The 15,601-nt window shown below is 67.3% G+C and carries 16 protein-coding genes and 3 tRNA genes; 5 read left to right on the top strand and 14 right to left on the bottom strand.

Annotated elements, in window-relative coordinates:
* The first annotated feature begins 28 nt into the window (after positions 1-28).
* Positions 29-1,150, top strand: coding sequence for an acyl-CoA desaturase (locus ACLKOY_RS08625; protein ID WP_363573912.1), 1,122 nt, complete (start codon positions 29-31; stop codon positions 1,148-1,150).
* A gap of 71 nt (positions 1,151-1,221) precedes the next feature.
* On the opposite strand, the gene ACLKOY_RS08620 is transcribed toward ACLKOY_RS08625, so the two are convergent.
* The 6 genes from ACLKOY_RS08620 to ACLKOY_RS08595 form a co-directional block, all read right to left on the bottom strand.
* The gene (locus ACLKOY_RS08620) at positions 1,222-1,845 is read right to left on the bottom strand and encodes a response regulator (RefSeq protein WP_436453255.1); all 624 of its coding nucleotides are present in this window, start codon (positions 1,843-1,845) and stop codon (positions 1,222-1,224) included.
* A complete protein-coding gene (locus ACLKOY_RS08615) occupies positions 1,842-3,062 on the bottom strand; it encodes a sensor histidine kinase (protein WP_436453254.1) in 1,221 nt (406 codons plus the stop codon). Before ACLKOY_RS08615 ends, ACLKOY_RS08620 begins: the two co-directional genes overlap by 4 nt.
* 94 nt (positions 3,063-3,156) lie before the next feature.
* On the bottom strand, positions 3,157-3,990 hold the full coding sequence (locus tag ACLKOY_RS08610; RefSeq protein WP_436453253.1) for an ABC transporter permease: 834 nt from the start codon (positions 3,988-3,990) through the stop codon (positions 3,157-3,159).
* Complete coding sequence (locus tag ACLKOY_RS08605) at positions 3,987-4,892, bottom strand: ABC transporter ATP-binding protein (RefSeq protein ID WP_436453252.1); 906 nt, start codon at positions 4,890-4,892, stop codon at positions 3,987-3,989. Before ACLKOY_RS08605 ends, ACLKOY_RS08610 begins: the two co-directional genes overlap by 4 nt.
* A gap of 146 nt (positions 4,893-5,038) precedes the next feature.
* On the bottom strand, positions 5,039-6,445 hold the full coding sequence (locus ACLKOY_RS08600; RefSeq protein ID WP_436453251.1) for a cell division initiation protein: 1,407 nt from the start codon (positions 6,443-6,445) through the stop codon (positions 5,039-5,041).
* Positions 6,446-6,612: 167 nt separating this feature from the next.
* Positions 6,613-7,116, bottom strand: a complete 504-nt coding sequence (locus ACLKOY_RS08595) for a hypothetical protein (RefSeq protein ID WP_436453250.1) — start codon at positions 7,114-7,116, stop codon at positions 6,613-6,615.
* 72 nt (positions 7,117-7,188) lie between these two features.
* Between ACLKOY_RS08595 and ACLKOY_RS08590 the strand changes: the two genes are divergently transcribed.
* Positions 7,189-7,923: a DUF2071 domain-containing protein gene (locus tag ACLKOY_RS08590; RefSeq protein ID WP_436453249.1), complete on the top strand. Its 735-nt coding sequence runs from the start codon at positions 7,189-7,191 to the stop codon at positions 7,921-7,923.
* Here ACLKOY_RS08590 and ACLKOY_RS08585 read toward each other — a convergent pair.
* The 5 genes from ACLKOY_RS08585 to ACLKOY_RS08565 all read right to left on the bottom strand — a co-directional run bounded on the left by ACLKOY_RS08585 (position 7,904) and on the right by ACLKOY_RS08565 (position 10,322).
* Positions 7,904-8,824: an AEC family transporter gene (locus tag ACLKOY_RS08585; RefSeq protein ID WP_436453248.1), complete on the bottom strand. Its 921-nt coding sequence runs from the start codon at positions 8,822-8,824 to the stop codon at positions 7,904-7,906. The genes ACLKOY_RS08590 and ACLKOY_RS08585 overlap by 20 nt on opposite strands.
* Before the next feature lie 316 nt (positions 8,825-9,140).
* On the bottom strand, positions 9,141-9,764 hold the full coding sequence (locus tag ACLKOY_RS08580; protein ID WP_436453247.1) for a GntR family transcriptional regulator: 624 nt from the start codon (positions 9,762-9,764) through the stop codon (positions 9,141-9,143).
* Between the two features lie 239 nt (positions 9,765-10,003).
* Positions 10,004-10,076: transfer RNA gene (locus tag ACLKOY_RS08575), tRNA-Phe, on the bottom strand.
* 70 nt (positions 10,077-10,146) lie between these two features.
* Positions 10,147-10,220: transfer RNA gene (locus ACLKOY_RS08570), tRNA-Asp, on the bottom strand.
* 29 nt (positions 10,221-10,249) lie between these two features.
* A tRNA-Glu gene (locus ACLKOY_RS08565) sits at positions 10,250-10,322 on the bottom strand.
* 211 nt (positions 10,323-10,533) lie between these two features.
* Here ACLKOY_RS08565 and ACLKOY_RS08560 point away from each other — a divergent pair.
* Complete coding sequence (locus tag ACLKOY_RS08560) at positions 10,534-11,910, top strand: peptidoglycan DD-metalloendopeptidase family protein (protein ID WP_436453246.1); 1,377 nt, start codon at positions 10,534-10,536, stop codon at positions 11,908-11,910.
* Between the two features lie 73 nt (positions 11,911-11,983).
* Here ACLKOY_RS08560 and ACLKOY_RS08555 read toward each other — a convergent pair whose 3' ends face one another.
* Both ACLKOY_RS08555 and ACLKOY_RS08550 read right to left on the bottom strand, forming a co-directional pair.
* A complete protein-coding gene (locus ACLKOY_RS08555; protein WP_436453245.1) occupies positions 11,984-12,475 on the bottom strand; it encodes an inorganic diphosphatase in 492 nt (163 codons plus the stop codon).
* Positions 12,476-12,518: 43 nt separating this feature from the next.
* Entirely contained in the window at positions 12,519-13,163 is a 645-nt protein-coding gene (locus tag ACLKOY_RS08550; RefSeq protein ID WP_436453244.1) for a TMEM175 family protein, read from the bottom strand.
* Between the two features lie 77 nt (positions 13,164-13,240).
* Here ACLKOY_RS08550 and tilS point away from each other — a divergent pair, with 77 nt between their 5' ends.
* Entirely contained in the window at positions 13,241-14,227 is a 987-nt protein-coding gene (gene tilS / locus ACLKOY_RS08545) for a tRNA lysidine(34) synthetase TilS (RefSeq protein WP_436453243.1), read from the top strand.
* Positions 14,228-14,246: 19 nt separating this feature from the next.
* Here tilS and ACLKOY_RS08540 read toward each other — a convergent pair whose 3' ends face one another.
* Positions 14,247-14,837 (bottom strand): DUF937 domain-containing protein, encoded by a 591-nt coding sequence (locus tag ACLKOY_RS08540; protein ID WP_436453242.1) that lies wholly within the window; start codon positions 14,835-14,837, stop codon positions 14,247-14,249.
* Positions 14,838-14,976: 139 nt separating this feature from the next.
* Here ACLKOY_RS08540 and hpt point away from each other — a divergent pair, with 139 nt between their 5' ends.
* Positions 14,977-15,528, top strand: a complete 552-nt coding sequence (gene hpt, locus ACLKOY_RS08535) for a hypoxanthine phosphoribosyltransferase (protein WP_042536974.1) — start codon at positions 14,977-14,979, stop codon at positions 15,526-15,528.
* Positions 15,529-15,601 lie beyond the last annotated feature (73 nt).

Below are 15,601 nucleotides of genomic sequence, written 5' to 3'. Positions count from 1 at the left end.
GCTCAAGGGCTCCAATCGACAGGAGAGCATCATCTCCATTGCACAGGTCGAAACGACCGCAGCCACGCTCGGTCCGGTACGTCAGACGTATTCCGGAAACGCAGACATCCCCCCGATGACGCACGCTTACAAGCAGGTGTCGCAGGTCGTCCGGGAAACCGGCCTCCTGCAGCGCGCCGGATGGTTCTACATCTTCGTCGCCGCCGGCCTCGCCGTCGCCCTCGGAGGGCTCATCACCGGCTTCATCCTGCTCGGTGACAGCTGGTTCCAGCTGCTCATCGCCGCTGGGCTCGGCCTCGTCCTCACGCAGGTGGCGTTCCTCGCCCATGAGGCGGCGCACCGCCAGATCCTCACTTCGGGTCCGGCGAACTTCCGCCTTGCTCGGATCCTGGCGGCCGGCGTCGTCGGCATCAGCTACTCGTGGTGGGACTCCAAGCACACCAAGCACCACGGCAACCCGAACCAGGTCGGCAAGGACCCCGACATCGAGGTCGACACGATCTCGTTCCTCGAGACGGATGCTGCGCAGTCGCGCGGCATCGTCCGCCTGATCACGCGCAAGCAGGGATGGCTGTTCTTCCCGCTGCTGACGCTCGAGGGCCTCAACCTCCACTACCTCGGCGTCAAGCACCTGGTGACGAGCAAGAAGGCCAAGGGCCGCTGGATCGAGCTGGGCCTGATCGCACTCCGCTTCGCGATCGTTCTGGTCCCGGTCTTCCTGATGCTCCCGCTCGGCATGGCGTTCGCCTTCATGGGCGTGCAGCTCGCCGTCTTCGGCGTCTACATGGGAGCGTCTTTCGCCCCGAACCACAAGGGAATGCCGATCATCGACCCGAACGCGCGCCTCGACTTCTTCTCGAAGCAGGTGCGCACCTCGCGCAACATCCGCGGCGGATGGTGGGCCACCTGGCTCATGGGCGGTCTCAACTACCAGGTCGAGCACCACCTGTTCCCGAACATGCCGCGTCCGAACCTCGCCAAGGCCCGTGAGATCGTCCGCGACTACTGCATCTCCAACGACGTGCCGTACACCGAGACGAGCCTCCTGCGCTCATATGCGATCGTCATCGAGTACCTCAACCGTGTCGGCCTCGCCGCCGGTGCTGATCCGTTCGACTGCCCCGCAGCCGCGCAGTTCGTCCGCGCGTAGACTGCCCACGACGTCGATTCGAACGGCCCTCATCCCTCGGGATGGGGGCCGTTCGCGTATTGAGTCGTCGTCTAGATGAGGCCGAGCTCGAGCGCCAGCGTCACGGCGCGAGTGCGGTCGGAGACCTCGAGCTTCTCAAACACGTGGATCAGGTGCGTCTTCACCGTCGCCTCGCCGATGAACAGCTCTCGAGCGATCTCCGGGTTGCTGCGACCGGCCGCGACGAGTCGGAGGACCTCGCGTTCCCGCGGGCTCAGCTGAGGTCTGCCCGGTCGCTCGCCGCGCATCCGCGTGACGAGCGTGGCGGCGATCGTCGGGGCGAGGACTGTATGGCCTTGGGCGACGGCGCGGATTCCTGCGACGATCTCCTCCTGTGGTGCAGCCTTGAGGAGGTAGCCGCTCGCTCCTGCCTCGATCGCACCGAGGATGTCGTCGTCGGTCTCGTACGTCGTCAGCACGAGAACGTGCACCTCGGGCAGCTCTGCAGCGATGCGCGACGTCGCCTCGATGCCGGAGGTGCCGGGCATCCGAAGATCCATCAGCACCACATCGGGGCGCAGACGAGCGGCCAGGTCGACCGCCTCGGCGCCGTTAGCCGCCTGCCCGATGACTTCGAGCCCCGGATCGAGGGCGATGAGTCCCACGATGCCGGACCGCACGATCGGGTGGTCATCGGCGACGATGACTCGGATCATGGCGTCGTCTCCTTCTCAGCGTCGGCGTCGGCGTCGGCGTCGGCGTCGGCGTCGGCGTGCAGCGGGATGCGCACGGTCAGGTCGGTGCCTGCCCGGGCCCCGTCTGCGACGGTCAGGCTGCCGCCGACGAGAGCGACCCTCTCCCGCATCCCCGCAAGGCCGAATCCGCGGTCATCGTCGATCGAGACGCCGCCGAGTCCGCGGCCGTCGTCGCGGATGCGGAGCTCTGCGGCATCGGAGATCGCGAGCGTGACCTGAGTGGATGCGGCGCCGGAGTGCTTGCGCACGTTCGCGAGACCCTCCTGCGCGCAGCGCAGCAGGACGACCTGCACGTCCCGCGCCAGCACGGCATCCGATGCGGACACATCGACGCGCATGCCCGTCTCTCTCGCGAATCGGTCCCCGAGGCGGCGGAGCGCGTCTCCGAGGGACTCGGCGGACGGCGCGGGCGAGGTCACGGCCACGAGAGCCCTTGCTTCGACGAGCGCCTCTCGTGCCGCGCTCTCGATCAGCTCGATCGCCGCGGGTGAGCCGTCGAGGCGGGCGCGCTCTGCGAGCATGACGATGCTCGTCAGGCTCTGGGCGATCGTGTCGTGGACGTCGCGAGCGAGACGAGCGCGCTCCTCGATCGCACCGGCTTCTCGGCTCGCGGTCTCGAGGCCCGCCTGAGCGGCGGTCAGATCCGCCAGCAGATGCTGGCGCTCGACGCCCCACTCGGCGATGCGCGTGATCCACAGGCCGAGAGCGAGGCTGAATGCGGTCGACAGCCCGGACGAGATGAAACCGGTGCTGAGGGCGTCGGCGGTGAAGTCGCCCGAGTAGCCGTAGGCGAGGCCGAGCACGACGCCGTTGCCCACCGTGACCAGCACGGCCTGCAGTGTCGACCGTGAGGTCATCCAGATGAGCGGCAGCACCAGGGTCTGCAGCAGCAGCATGTTCGGCTCGATCGCGACGCCCACAGTGAGAAGCGAGATCATCCCGACCTGCAGCAACGCCGAGACGGCCGGGGCAGGGTCCTCGACGCCCTCGTGGATCCCCACGTAGGCGCGGGCACCGAACGCGTAGATGAGGAAGACCCCGACCGTGATGGCGACGAGCACCCAGCGCGATCCGGCGAAGTTCTGGGGGAGGGTGAGGGAGAGCCCGGCCACGGCGAGCAGGAGCGCGGTCGCGGCGATGTCCCACCCCACGCGCTCTCGACGGATCACGCGACTCATGCGCACCACTCTTCCACTGTTCCGCCCACCCCGATGCGCGGCCCGACGCCTCGAAGGCGTCGAACCGCGCGACGGGGTGACGGCGATTCCGGTGTCATCCGTTGTGTCGAATCCAGCGGAAGGTCGCACGGCTGAGGATGAGGCCCACGATGAGCCAGATCGCGAGCATGATCGCGACGAGACCGAGTGCCCACTCGCCGCCCGGTTCTGCGGCCTTGAACGAGTCGGGGAGGATCGCCGCGCGCATTCCCTGCGCGATCCATTTGAGCGGGAACACGCCGGCGACGTTCTGCAGCCACTCGGGCAGGGCCGAGAAGGCGATGTAGACGCCGGAGATGAACTGCAGCAGCAGGACCACCGGGATCACGACCGCCGAAGCGGTCTTGCCTGAACGGGGGAGGGCCGACAGGGCGATGCCGAGCAGCGTGCACGAGAGAAGACCGAGCACGAACACCCAGGCGAAGAGGCTCCAGGACTCGGCATCCGAGGGCAGCTGCACCTTGTAGAGCACGACCGCGACGGTGAGGAGCAGTGCCATCTGCAGGATCGCTGTCACGAAGACCTCGCCGATCTTGCCGATGAAGTACGTGACGGGCGAGATCGGGGTGCTGCCGAGGCGCTTGAGCGTGCCGTCGCTCTTCTCCACGGCGATCTCGATCGACAGGCCCTGTACTCCCGAGAGGAAGATGCCGCCCGCGATGAGTCCGGGGAGGTAGTAGGTCGCCATACTGACCTTGTCGGCGCCCTCGCCGACGTCGCCGGTGAAGATGGTCGCGAAGATCAGGTACATCACGGTGGGGAACAGGAACGTGAAGAAGACCTGATCGCCCGCGCGGAAGTACTGTCGCAGCTCGAAGCCGATGCGACGAACGCCGAGCCGGATCGTGCGGGGGAGGCCGAAGCGCGTCGGCGCGGTCGTGGTGCTCATGCCGGCTCCTTCAGGTCGGTGCGGCTGTCGACTGTCGTGGGGTCGGCGGCGGAAGCGGCGTCGTGCTCCCGGATCAGGCCGAGGTAGATGTCCTCGAGGGTCGGGCGCACGACCTCCAGGGCGTCCGGTTCACCGACCGTTCTCTGCAGGTCAGCGACGAATGCTCCGGGGGCCGATGTCCGCTGCTCATGACGTGTGCCCGTCGCATCCCGCCAGCGCACCACCGGCGTGCGTGCGTCTGGGCCGCCGATCTCGTCGATCGGTCCGATCGCGGCGATCCGCCCCGCGGTGATGACCGCGGCACGGTCACCGAGCTGAGCCGCCTCATCGAGGTAGTGGGTGGTCAACAGGATGCTGGTTCCCTCGGCTTTGAGCGAGCGGATGAGTTCCCAGAACTGGCGTCGCGCTTCGGGGTCGAACCCCGTGGTCGGTTCGTCGAGGAACAGCATCTCGGGTCGACCGATGATCCCCAGGGCGACGTCGAGGCGGCGCTGCTGGCCGCCTGACAGCTTTCCCGCGCGGGAGCGCTGCTTCTGCTCGAGGCCCACCGCCGCGATCACCTCATCGATGTCGCCGGGGCGCGGGTAGTACCCGGCGAACTCGGTGAGCAGCTCACGCACGGTGAAGTTGCCCGCTTCGCCGGTCGACTGCAGCACGATGCCCAGGCGCGCCTTCCAGTCCAGCCCGCCGCGCTGCGGGTCGACGCCGAGCACACGCACCTCGCCGGACGTGCGGTGTCGGTACCCCTCGAGGATCTCGATGGTCGTCGACTTCCCTGCACCGTTGGGGCCGAGCAGAGCGAACGTCTCGCCCCGGCGGATGTCGAAGGTGATGCCGTCGACGGCGGCGAACCCGCCGTAGTCCTTGCGGAGGTCCTGAACCTCGATCACGCTGTCTGTCATGTTCCCAGCGTGCCCCCGGACGAGCTCGCGCGGTAGCCGTGAAACGACGGACTCGGGCATCCACCAATCGGTGGATGCCCGGTGTGGACAGAAGAGGGGCGTGAGCGGAGAGTCCGCTCACGCCCCTTTTCTTCAGGAGATGGAGATCAGCGCGAGGTCTTCTCGTCGGCCTCGACGACCTCGATGGTGATCTTGCCGTCGATGGTCTCGGCGTCGTCGTCGAGGATCTCGTCGTCGAGGGCTTCGTCGCCGCGGAACTCCTCGACGGGCTCTGGGGTCTCATCCTGGTCGTCTTCGACGATCTCGGCATCGAGCGTGTCGGCGTCGTCGTGAGCGTCAGCCACCGTGGCGACGGCATCGTCCGTCTGCTGGTCGCTGAAGATGCCCTCCGGGCGGATCAGCTCGCGCACCTCGGCCATGAAGCTGGCGAGCTGCTGCTGCTGCCAGCGCAGCTGCCGTGCCTGGTCTTCGGCATCCCGCAGCACCGCGGAGGTGTGTCCCGTCACCGAGTCGACGATCTTCTGCGACTTCACGCGTGCGCGGTCGAGCGTGTCACGGGCACGCACCTGAGCGTCCGCTTCGATGGTCTGCGCCTGCGAGCGCATCAGGCGCTCGTAGTCGTCGGCCTTCGCAGAGATGCGCTGTGCGTGATCCAGCGAGGCGGCGACCTGCTCGTTGGCATCGTTCGTGATGCGCTCTGCGTGGGCGACGGCCTGGTTGTGCAGCACGAGGAACTCCTGCTGGGCGTCGTCCTGGCGTCGGGTGAGCGTCTCCTCGAACTCGAGCACGCGGGCGTTCATCTCGCGCACCTCGCGCTCCGCCTCGGCGCGCAGCTGGGTCGTCTCGCGGGTGACGAGAGAGCGGAGCGCCGCAGCGCCCTTCTCGGCCTCGGTGCGGATCGCGGTGGCCTCCTGCGTGGCCTGGTGCACCCGCTCGGCGGCGTGCGCTGCCTCCCGCTCGAGCGTCGCCTGGTGCGCGGTGTACTCGGTGTCGATCTTGAGGCGCACCTGGTCGGCGTCGTGCTGAGCGTGCGCGATGATGCGGGTGACATCGGCATCCGCCTCGGCACGCTGCGTGGTGACCTCTTCGCGAGCTGCGGCCATCAGGCGGTCTGCCTGCACCGCGGCGTTCTGGATGAGCACGTTGGCCTGCTCTTCTGCGACGCGGAGGATCGCCTCGAACTGCTCGCGCGACGGTGCCTCCTGGCCGTCGGCACGCGGGGTGTCGACGAGTTCGTTGGTCAGGGTGGCGACCTGCTGCTCGGTCTCCGCGGCCTTCGCCTTCGTGGCGAGAAGCTCGGCCTCGAGTTCTTCGCGGGCGATGCGCTCTTCTTCGCGGAGCGCCTCGACGGCGTCTTCGTGGCGGGCCTCGGTCGCGGCGAGCTCGGCCTTCGCCTGCTGCAGCTGGTTGCGCAGCGCGCTCAGAGCCGAGTCGACCTCGGCCTTGTCGTAGCCGCGGAACGAGGCGGTGAAGCCGGACTGCTCACGCGGCGTCTCTTCGATCAGCTTGTCGAAGAAGTCGGGAGTCCGGTCGTCATTGGGGGATTCACTCATTGGTCGGCCTTTCCGGCGCAGGTCACAGAGGGACTGAGGGCTGTGATGAGAAATGGTGCCGTCGCGAGGCCGGCTGTGGTGGGGCCGGGTGCGTCATCAGCAGCTTCAGCCTAGTTGCGGGAGCTGTGAGATGCACCCGATGTTCCGGTACGCGACGCGCTGTCGCCCTAGTCCGACATCCAGGTGCCGGTCGCCTCGTCGCGCCGGTGGTGGAGGGGCCGTCCGGGGGAGACCGCGATGCCCCTGGCGTGGGCGGCCGCAGAGACGCCCGAGCGCAGGTCTGCCCAGAACTCCGAGGTGTTCGGCACGCCCAGGTACTCGCGGATCCTCTCGACCTCCAGCCGGGCTCCGTCCTCATCGTCGACGAGCCGCACGATCGCGTCATCCGGCTCGACGAAACGGATGCCGTAGTCGCCGCCCTCGAGTCGGGTGAACTTGCGCGGCTGCTGCAGCACGACGCCGTCGACGACCTCGCGCGCCGTCGTCTCGGACGTGTGCAGCACCAGCGTCGTGCCCAGTTCGTCGAGGATCCCCGTGAGGCGGGTCGTCGCGTAGCGCCGCCCTGCCTGGCCGCCGGCCCTGTCCGTCGAGCGGCGAACCCAGCGGGGGAGGAAGATCGCCAGCACGAGGATCGCGCCGATCACGGCGATGTAGATGAGCGGGTTGTTCACGGATCCAACCTACGGGGAGGGATGGACACCGACACCCTTGGAGGAATTTAGCTACAGTGCTACATTCGCAACATGAAGATCATTCGTGACGTACGGGCGCAGTTGCGCCGGCGACTGCTGATCAGCTACCGCGTCGACCCCGAGGTCGCCGCCTCGCTGCTGCCCGCGGGTTTCCGCGCACGAATCATCGACGGCTCTGCGGTCGCCGGCGTGTGCGTGCTGGGTCTGGAATCGGTCCGGCCGAGCTGGTCGAACAGTCGACGGGGGCTCCGCTCCGAGAACGCCGCTCATCGGATCGCCGTCGAGTGGGACGGCCCCGACGGCGTCGAACAGGGGGTCTTCATCTTCGAACGCCACAGTTCGGCATGGCATCCGGTGCTGTTCGGCGGACGCCTGTTTCCCGGGGTGCATCGCAGGGCGCGGTTTCGGATCGATGAGTCCGGCGATCGCTACGCGTTCGCCATGGAGGCGACCGGGCGCAGCCTCACCGCGGACGTCGAGGTGGTCGGCGAATGGTCGAGCACACTGTTCGCATCGATCGACGAGGCGTCCGACTTCTACCGCTCCGGTCGCGTCGGGTGGTCACCGGCCAGAGATCGACGCCGCGTCGAACCTGTCGCACTCGCGTCCGACACCTGGAAGGTCGAAGGTGCTCGCCTGCACCACCTTCGGTCGTCGTTCTTCGACGCGCTTCCCGCCGGGGCCGCGGTCTTCGACAGTGTCGTCGTGATGCGCGATCTTCCGCTGACCCTCTCCGACCCCGGCGCCCGGCGGGATGCTGTGGTGCTCAGCCCAGCAGGAACATGATGAGGACCAGCACGGGCAGGCAGCCGAGCGTGGTCAGCAACACGGTGTCACGCGAGATGGTCTCGCCGATGTCGTAGCGCTGCGAGTAGTTGAAGACGTTCTGCGCGGTCGGGAGCGCTGCGAGGATGACGACGATCAGCACCTCGGCCGACGACAGCCCGAAGACGAACTCGGCCACGACCCAGGCGATCAGAGGCATAGCGATGAGCTTGAGCGATGTCGCGAAGATGATGTCTCGGCGGTGTCCGGGGGCTCCGAGCACGCGCTGGCCGTGCAGTGAGATGCCGTAGCTGATCAGCAGTACCGGCACGGCCGCGTCGGCGATCAGCTGCGCGGGCTCCATGACGATGGGCGGAACGGTGATGCCCAGCACCGAGACGAGGGTTCCGAGGAGTGAGGCGATGATGATCGGGTTGGTCGCGGTGCGCATGAAGGTCTTGCGCAGCGAGACCCGGTCGCTCGTGACGGCATCGAGGATCGTCAGCGAGACCGGCGTGAAGACCAGCAGCTGCAGGAGCACCACCGGCGCGGGATAGGCGGCGCTGCCGAGCAGATAGAGCGACAGCGGGATTCCGATGTTGTTCGAGTTGACCTGCCCGGCCGACAGCGCGCCGATGAGCGTCTCTCCGACGGGACGCTTCCACCAGAGCCGCGCCACCAGGGCGTAGATCGCGATGATCGCGACGGCCGCTATCGCTGAGACGGGGAGCAGCGACGAGAAGAGCATCTTCGCATCGGCATGGGCGAGCACGGTGAAGAGCAGGAACGGCGACAGCACGAAGAAGATCAGGCGACCGAGCACATGCCGCGCGTGCGGGCCGAGCAGATCGATCCGGCCGAGCACGTAGCCGAGCGCGATCGCGACCCCCACGACCGCGAATCCGGTGAACGTCTCGAGCATGGTTCGAGCGTATCCAGCCCGGAGTCAGGCGGTCGCCACCGGCCGATCGCGTGCGGGATGTCGGCTTAGCAGTTCGAGCGTCTCCACGTCAACGGTCGAGCCCCGATCAGCGTCAGGACGCGCCTCGCCAATACGCTGGCAACACGACGAGCCGCATTCTGCTGCTCGACCGTCGGTCGAACCAGACGGTGCCCTTGAGTCTCTCGGTCTTGAGCGCCCACATGGGGGTGGGTGCGCATGCGGACCTTCTCATCGGCTGATCCGGTCCCCCCGTTCGGGCGCGGGGGACCGGAACCAACTCCTCGGAGTCGATCCGCTACTTCAGGCGGAGCATCCTCTGCACGGCCTTCACGCCGGCGTTCGCGCTGCGGGCCCGCATGGCCGACTCGAGCTCCTCGAGGGACTCTCTCGTGTTCACTCGCGGCTCACCGAGGTAGAGATCGCGGAACACGAGGTACCAGAAGTCGCTCAGCATCAGTCGATAGAGATCGTTAAGCGCACGGTCGGTCAGGAACTCGAACAGCTCGACATGGGCCTCGATCCATCCCTCGCCGGACTCGACCGACTCGATGGCGTCGCCGATCAGCTCGCACGCGATGGCGAGGTCTGCCTCGGACAGTGCGAGTGCAGCCTCGCGGATGATCTCCCCGCCCTGAGACGCGGCGAACTCGCGGGTGATGCGTGACCGCTCGTCGGTGATGTCGGTGACCATCGAATAGCGATTCGCATGGACTTCCATCAGCCCCGCCCGCGCGAGTCGCTGCACGGCCTCTCGTACCGGAGTGCGGGTGACGCCGAGGTCGTCGGCGATCGCCTTGTCGCTCAGCTTCGCGCCGGGCGCATAGGTGCCGTCAGCGATCGACGTCGCCAGTCGACGGAAGAGCTCTTCGGCTCCCAGGTTGCGCTGGGCCCCAGGCACAACGGGCAGATCAGGTCCCATATCGGTATATTACTTCGCATACGTCGGGTGGGATATCGACGGCGAGAGACGAAGTGCGTGTCCGCCTTGCTGCAGCCGCATTCGCGGGCCGCATCGACGCGATGGTCCCGCTCGTGTCGAGGAGGACTCGCGGCTGACGCCGGTCGTCGATCTTGTATGGACTGCTTCAGAAAAAGCGGAAACCCCCGCCATGTAGAAGCTAGGCGAGGGTTCCTAAGGTGACTGTAATGATCACCCTGTGGCTCCGACGGGCGTCGATCCCGTGACCTCACGATTTTCAGTCGTGCGCTCTACCAACTGAGCTACAGAGCCATGCGACTGGCAAGACCTGCCGCATCTAGACGAAAGGCCCTTCTCGAAGAGAAAGGCCCGTCGCTTAGAGCGACCCTGACGGGACTTGAACCCGCGACCTCCGCCGTGACAGGGCGGCACGCTAACCAACTGCGCTACAGGGCCATACTTGTTTTCAATTGTACCGGAAGGAGTGACCCCAACGGGATTCGAACCCGTGCTACCGCCGTGAAAGGGCGGCGTCCTAGGCCGCTAAACGATGGGGCCGAAGTCTGTCCCGGAGGACTTCCTTGCCGACGCTCAAGCATAAGGGAAGATCTGAGCAAAACGGAAATCGAGGGCGAGCCTGCTGTCCCCCGGGCGTGTTCAGGAGGACGATGGACTCGTATCACTGTGTCCTCTCGCGCTGTCCGCCGTATGGTGCGGATGTGAAAGAAGTTGTTAGTGTGGCATTTGTGAAACCGGCGGAAGGGGCCGCGTGAACGACAAGGACTCGACGAAGGGTGCTGCTGCGGCGGCATCCGACGACTGCGGCTGCGCGCCGACGCCTGCGGAGAGCCGTGCGTTCTGGAAGGACAGCTCGGTCACCCGTCGCGGCGCCCTCACTCTCGGCGCTCTGAGCGTCGTCGCCCTCAGCGCCTTCGGCGTCTCCAACGGTGTGACCGCCGCGTACGCGGCGACGTATCCCAGCTGGGACGACGTGCAGAACGCCATGAACAACGAGTCCTCCAAGGCTGCCGAGGTCACCCGCATCGAGGGGCTCATCCAGTCGCTCAAGCAGCGGGTGGCAGACGCGCAGGCCAAGGCCGTCCTCGCGGGCGAAGAGTACAACGCCGCTCAGCTGGCGTACTTCGACGCCATCGCCGTGGCGGACGAGCTCCAGTCGAAGGCCGATGAGCAGGCCCTCGTCGCCGACGATGCGACGAAGAAGGCCGCACAGCTCGCCGCGCAGCTGTATCGCAACGGCGGCGACGACACCGCCCTCGAACTCTTCTTCGCCGGATCGGCTGACAACGCCGACCAGCTGCTCTCTCGTCTCGGGACGATGGACAAGGTCTACCAGTACAACCAGACGGTGCACGACAACGCTGTCGCCGCACGCAACTCGGCCCAGGCGCTCACCGATCAGGCCGTCGTCGCCCGGACGGAGCGCGACCGTCTGCAGCAGGTCGCCGAGCAGAAGATGATCGAGGCCCAGGCCGCAGCCGACGCCGCTCAGGCAGCCCTCGACGAGCAGTCGGCCAACCTCGCGACGATGCAGGCACAGCTCGCAGCTCTGAAGGACGCCACGGCGACGACCGTCGCCGGCTACCAGGAGGGCGTGCGCGTCGCGGAAGAGGAGCGCAAGCGCCGCGAAGCGGCCGAGGCTGCTGCTGCTGCCGCAGGCAATGGCGGTGGAGGCGGCGGTGGCGGTGGCGGTGGAGGAGTCGGCGGATCACCCGGGTCCGGCGGCTGGGTCCGACCGCACGGCGGATACCGGAGTGCCGGATTCGGCTCTCGACCCAAGCCCTGTGCGGCCTGCTCGGGTTACCACTACGGCGTCGACCTCGCGAACGGCTGCGGTGCGGCGATCTACGCGGCGCAGTCCGGCACCGTCGACTACGCCGGACCCCGCGGCAACTACGGCAACTACATCCGCATCCAGCACGGCGGCGGAGTCGCTTCCGGTTATGCGCACATCAGGGACGGAGGGTTCGCTGTGCGCAGCGGCTCGTGGGTGAACTCCGGTCAGGTCATCGCATACGCGGGCAACACCGGAGCATCCGTCGGCTGCCACCTGCACTTCGAGGTGTACATCAACGGTGCGTACACCAACCCCATCACCTTCCTCGCAGATCGCGGCGTCTCGGTCTGAGATCCGCGTCGGCAACGACGAAGACCCCCGGCCGCAGTGCGGATCCGGGGGTCTTCGTCGTCGAGACGAGGGGTCAGTGACCCTGCTCGCCGAAGCGGACGATCGCCTCGTCGAGGATGCGCTGCGCCTCGGCGGCGTCGCCCCACGCGTCGACCTTGACCCACTTGTTGGGCTCGAGGTCCTTGTAGTGCTCGAAGAAGTGCTCGATCTCCTTCTTGGTGAACTCGGCGACATCGCCGATGTCCTGGACGTGTGCCCAACGGGGGTCCTTCGACAGCACGGCGACGAGCTTGTCGTCTCCGCCTGCCTCATCGCTCATCTTGAGCACGGCGACCGGGCGCACCTCGACGACGACGCCGGGGTAGATGGCGTGGTCGAGAAGCACGAGTACGTCGAGCGGGTCGCCGTCCTCGCCGAGGGTGTTGTCGAAGTAGCCGTAGTCGGCGGGGTACCCGAAGGTCGTGTAGAGAACGCGGTCGAGGTGCACTCGTCCGGTCTCGTGGTCGACCTCGTACTTCACGCGGCTGCCGCGCGGGATCTCGATGACGGCGTCGTGTGCGCCCATGCGTGTGCTCCTCAGAAATGACGGTTGGATGCCGCGCACTAGCCTACCCGCGGCGGGCGGACGGCCTCGGCGCCCGCCGCGACGCACGGTTCAGCAGTGTCGTCACGACCCCGGTCAGCAGCAGCACCAGGAGCCCGGCATAGCCGATCGCCGGGACGAACACCGCGAGCGCGAGGGCGATCAGGAACAGGATGATCGCGGCGAGGTCGCCGATCACTCCCGCTCGCAGGATGTCGACGGGAGTGGTGGTGAAGTCGGGATGACGCAGCAGATAGAGCCACCCAGCGAGAGTCGTGATCTGCGTGAGGATCAGCGTGCCGATGTAGACCACGGGCTGCAGCGAGTCCGTCTCCATCTGTCCGATCATCGCGGTCGGCACGGGCAGCCAGACGATGGTCGCCATCCAGGCGATGTTGATCCAGAGCAGCGGGCCGGTGATCCAATCCACGTCGCGATACTGACGGTGGTGGCCCATCCAGAACGTCGCGATGAGCACGAAGCTCAGCCCGAAGCTCAGCAGCTGACCCGAGTGTTCGATGAAGAACTCGGCGGTGCTGAGCTTGCCGGAGGCGGCTTCCGACACGGATTCCATGAGCGGCAGGATCAGCAGGGTCATCGCGATCGCGACGACGGCATCGACGAACGCCTTGAACCGCTCGGTCCTGAACCGCACTGGGTGATCCGTCACGGCGCCAGGTTAGGACGCGGAGCGCCTCGAGCGCGAGCGCGGCGCGGCGATCCGTCCTCGTGATCTACCGTTGGTCTGTGCCGTCGCTCTCACCCGCCATCGCCGAGATCCGCCTCGCCGTGCGCTCTGCGCTCGCCGATCTGCCCGAGGGGTCGACCGTCGTCGTCGCTCTCTCCGGGGGAGCGGACTCGCTCGCGCTCGCCGCGGCCACGGCGTTCGAAGCCCCCAAGCTCGGAGTCCGGGTGGGCACGCTCACGGTCGACCACGGTCTTCAGAGCGGATCGGATGCTGTCGCCACCCGCACGGCGAAGACGGCGGCGGCCCTCGGGCTCGACGCTCTCATCGTCAGGGTCGAGGTGGGCGAGGAAGGCGGCCCGGAGGCCGCGGCCCGCGACGCGCGGTACAGGGTGCTGAAAGATGCCGCAGCGGATGCCGGCGCCTCTGCCGTGCTGCTCGGACACACGCTCGACGACCAGGCCGAGACGGTGCTGCTCGGCCTCGCCCGCGGATCCGGTGCGGCGAGCCTGCAGGGGATGGCGCCGGTCCGCGAGGACGATGACGGGCTGCGCTGGGTGCGGCCGCTGCTCGCGGTGCGCCGGGAGACCACACGAGCGTTCTGCACGGCATCCGACCTCGAGGTCTGGGACGACCCGCACAATGCAGAGCAGCGATTCGCCAGGGTGCGTGTGCGCGACCGGGTGCTTCCCGTGCTCGAAGCCGAACTCGGCCCGGGCATCGCCGAGGCATTGGCGCGCACGGCCGAGCAGCTGCGGGAGGACGCCGAGGCGTTCGACGAGATGATCCACGAGACCATCGAGGACATCGTCGAGCACGCCGAGGCAGGGATATCGGTGAGCGTCGCTGCGCTCGCCGCCAACCCGGCGGCTCTGCGCAACCGGATCATCCGACTGGTCGTCGACAGCGAGTTCGGCGTGAGCCTGACGCGGCTGCAGACTCTCGAGGTCGCGCGGCTCGCCACCGACTGGTCGGGTCAGGGACCCATCGACCTGCCCGCGTGCTCGGCAGCCCGGGGGGGCGGACGCATCGTCTTCACCGCCCGCTGAGCGAGGCGAGACGCGCGTCCTACTTCTTGCCGCCGAGCAGGCCGCCGAGCAGGTCTCCGATGCTGCCGCCGCCCGAGGAGCTGCCGCCCCCGAGGATGCCGCCGAGCAGATCGCCGATGCCGCCGCCACCAGACGAGCTGCCGCCCCCGAGCAGACCGCCGATCACATCGCCGATGCCGCCACCCGACTGCGCCTCTGCAGTGCCGGGCTTCGCGGACTTGTCTTTCGTGGCGTTGGCGATCAAGCCCATCACGATCGGAGCGAGGATCGGGAGGAGCTTGCCGAAGTCGATGCCGGCGGTCTCCTTCGACTCGGTGAGCTTCTCGGTGACCTTCTTCTCGTCGTCACCGAGGATGTGCGAGACGATCTTGCCGCCGTCGGCCTGATCGATGTCGTCGACCTTCTTCGCGGCCCCGGTCTTGCCCTGGTGGCGCTTGAGCGCGTTCTCGATAGCGGCGGAGCCTTCGGCCGTTGAGGCGTTCTTGGCGAGGCCGCCCAGCAGCACGGCTCCACCCTGCTCGACCGCCTCCTTGGCGACGTCGGGGGAGACTCCGAGTTTCGCGGCGATGTCGTCGATCGGGACCTGCGTGAGGATGTCGTCGAGTGCCATGGGTGAATCCTTCCGTCTGCGGGCGCGCGCCCGTTCCAGCGCCAGAGTAGTGCCGATGCCGGACGTGCATCCAGAATTCTGGTCGCCGATCTGCGGATCCTGGGCGGGAGCATCGGTGCGCGTCGCCTAAAATCGATCCATGCGCGCCGCGGAGATCCAGGACGACCTTGCTCAGATCCTCGTCACAGAGGAGGAGATCATCGCCAAGCTCGATGAACTCGCGACTCGGGTCGCGGCCGACTACGAGGGCAAGGAGATCATCCTCGTCGGCGTGCTCAAGGGAGCGGTCATGGTGATGGCGGACTTCGCACGCGCTCTTCCGTTCCACGCCCCGATGGATTGGATGGCGGTGTCGAGCTACGGCGCGAGCACCAAATCGAGCGGCGTCGTGCAGATCCGCAAAGACCTCGACACCGACCTGAACGGCAAGCACGTGCTGATCGTCGAGGACATCATCGACTCGGGCCTCACCCTCAGCTGGCTGCTCGAGAACTTCGAGTCGCGCGGTGCGGAGTCGATCGAGGTGCTCGCACTCCTGCGCAAGCCGGAGGCCGCGAAGGTCGTCATCGACTGCAAGTACGTCGGGTTCGACATCCCCACCGACTTCGTGGTCGGCTACGGCCTCGACTACGACGAGCGCTACCGCAACCTGCGCGATGTCGCGGTGCTCGCTCCGCACGTCTACAGCTGATCACCCGTCACCCGATCGCCGAGCCTGTCGAAGGGTACGCCGTGGGTGAACGCACAGCGGCCACCTAGGGCAC

This window comes from Microbacterium sp. K2 (assembly GCF_051365005.1).
Classification (GTDB): domain Bacteria; phylum Actinomycetota; class Actinomycetes; order Actinomycetales; family Microbacteriaceae; genus Microbacterium; species Microbacterium foliorum_B.
Note: the sequence above shows the minus strand (reverse complement) of the source record. Positions and strands in the feature narration are given on the sequence as shown.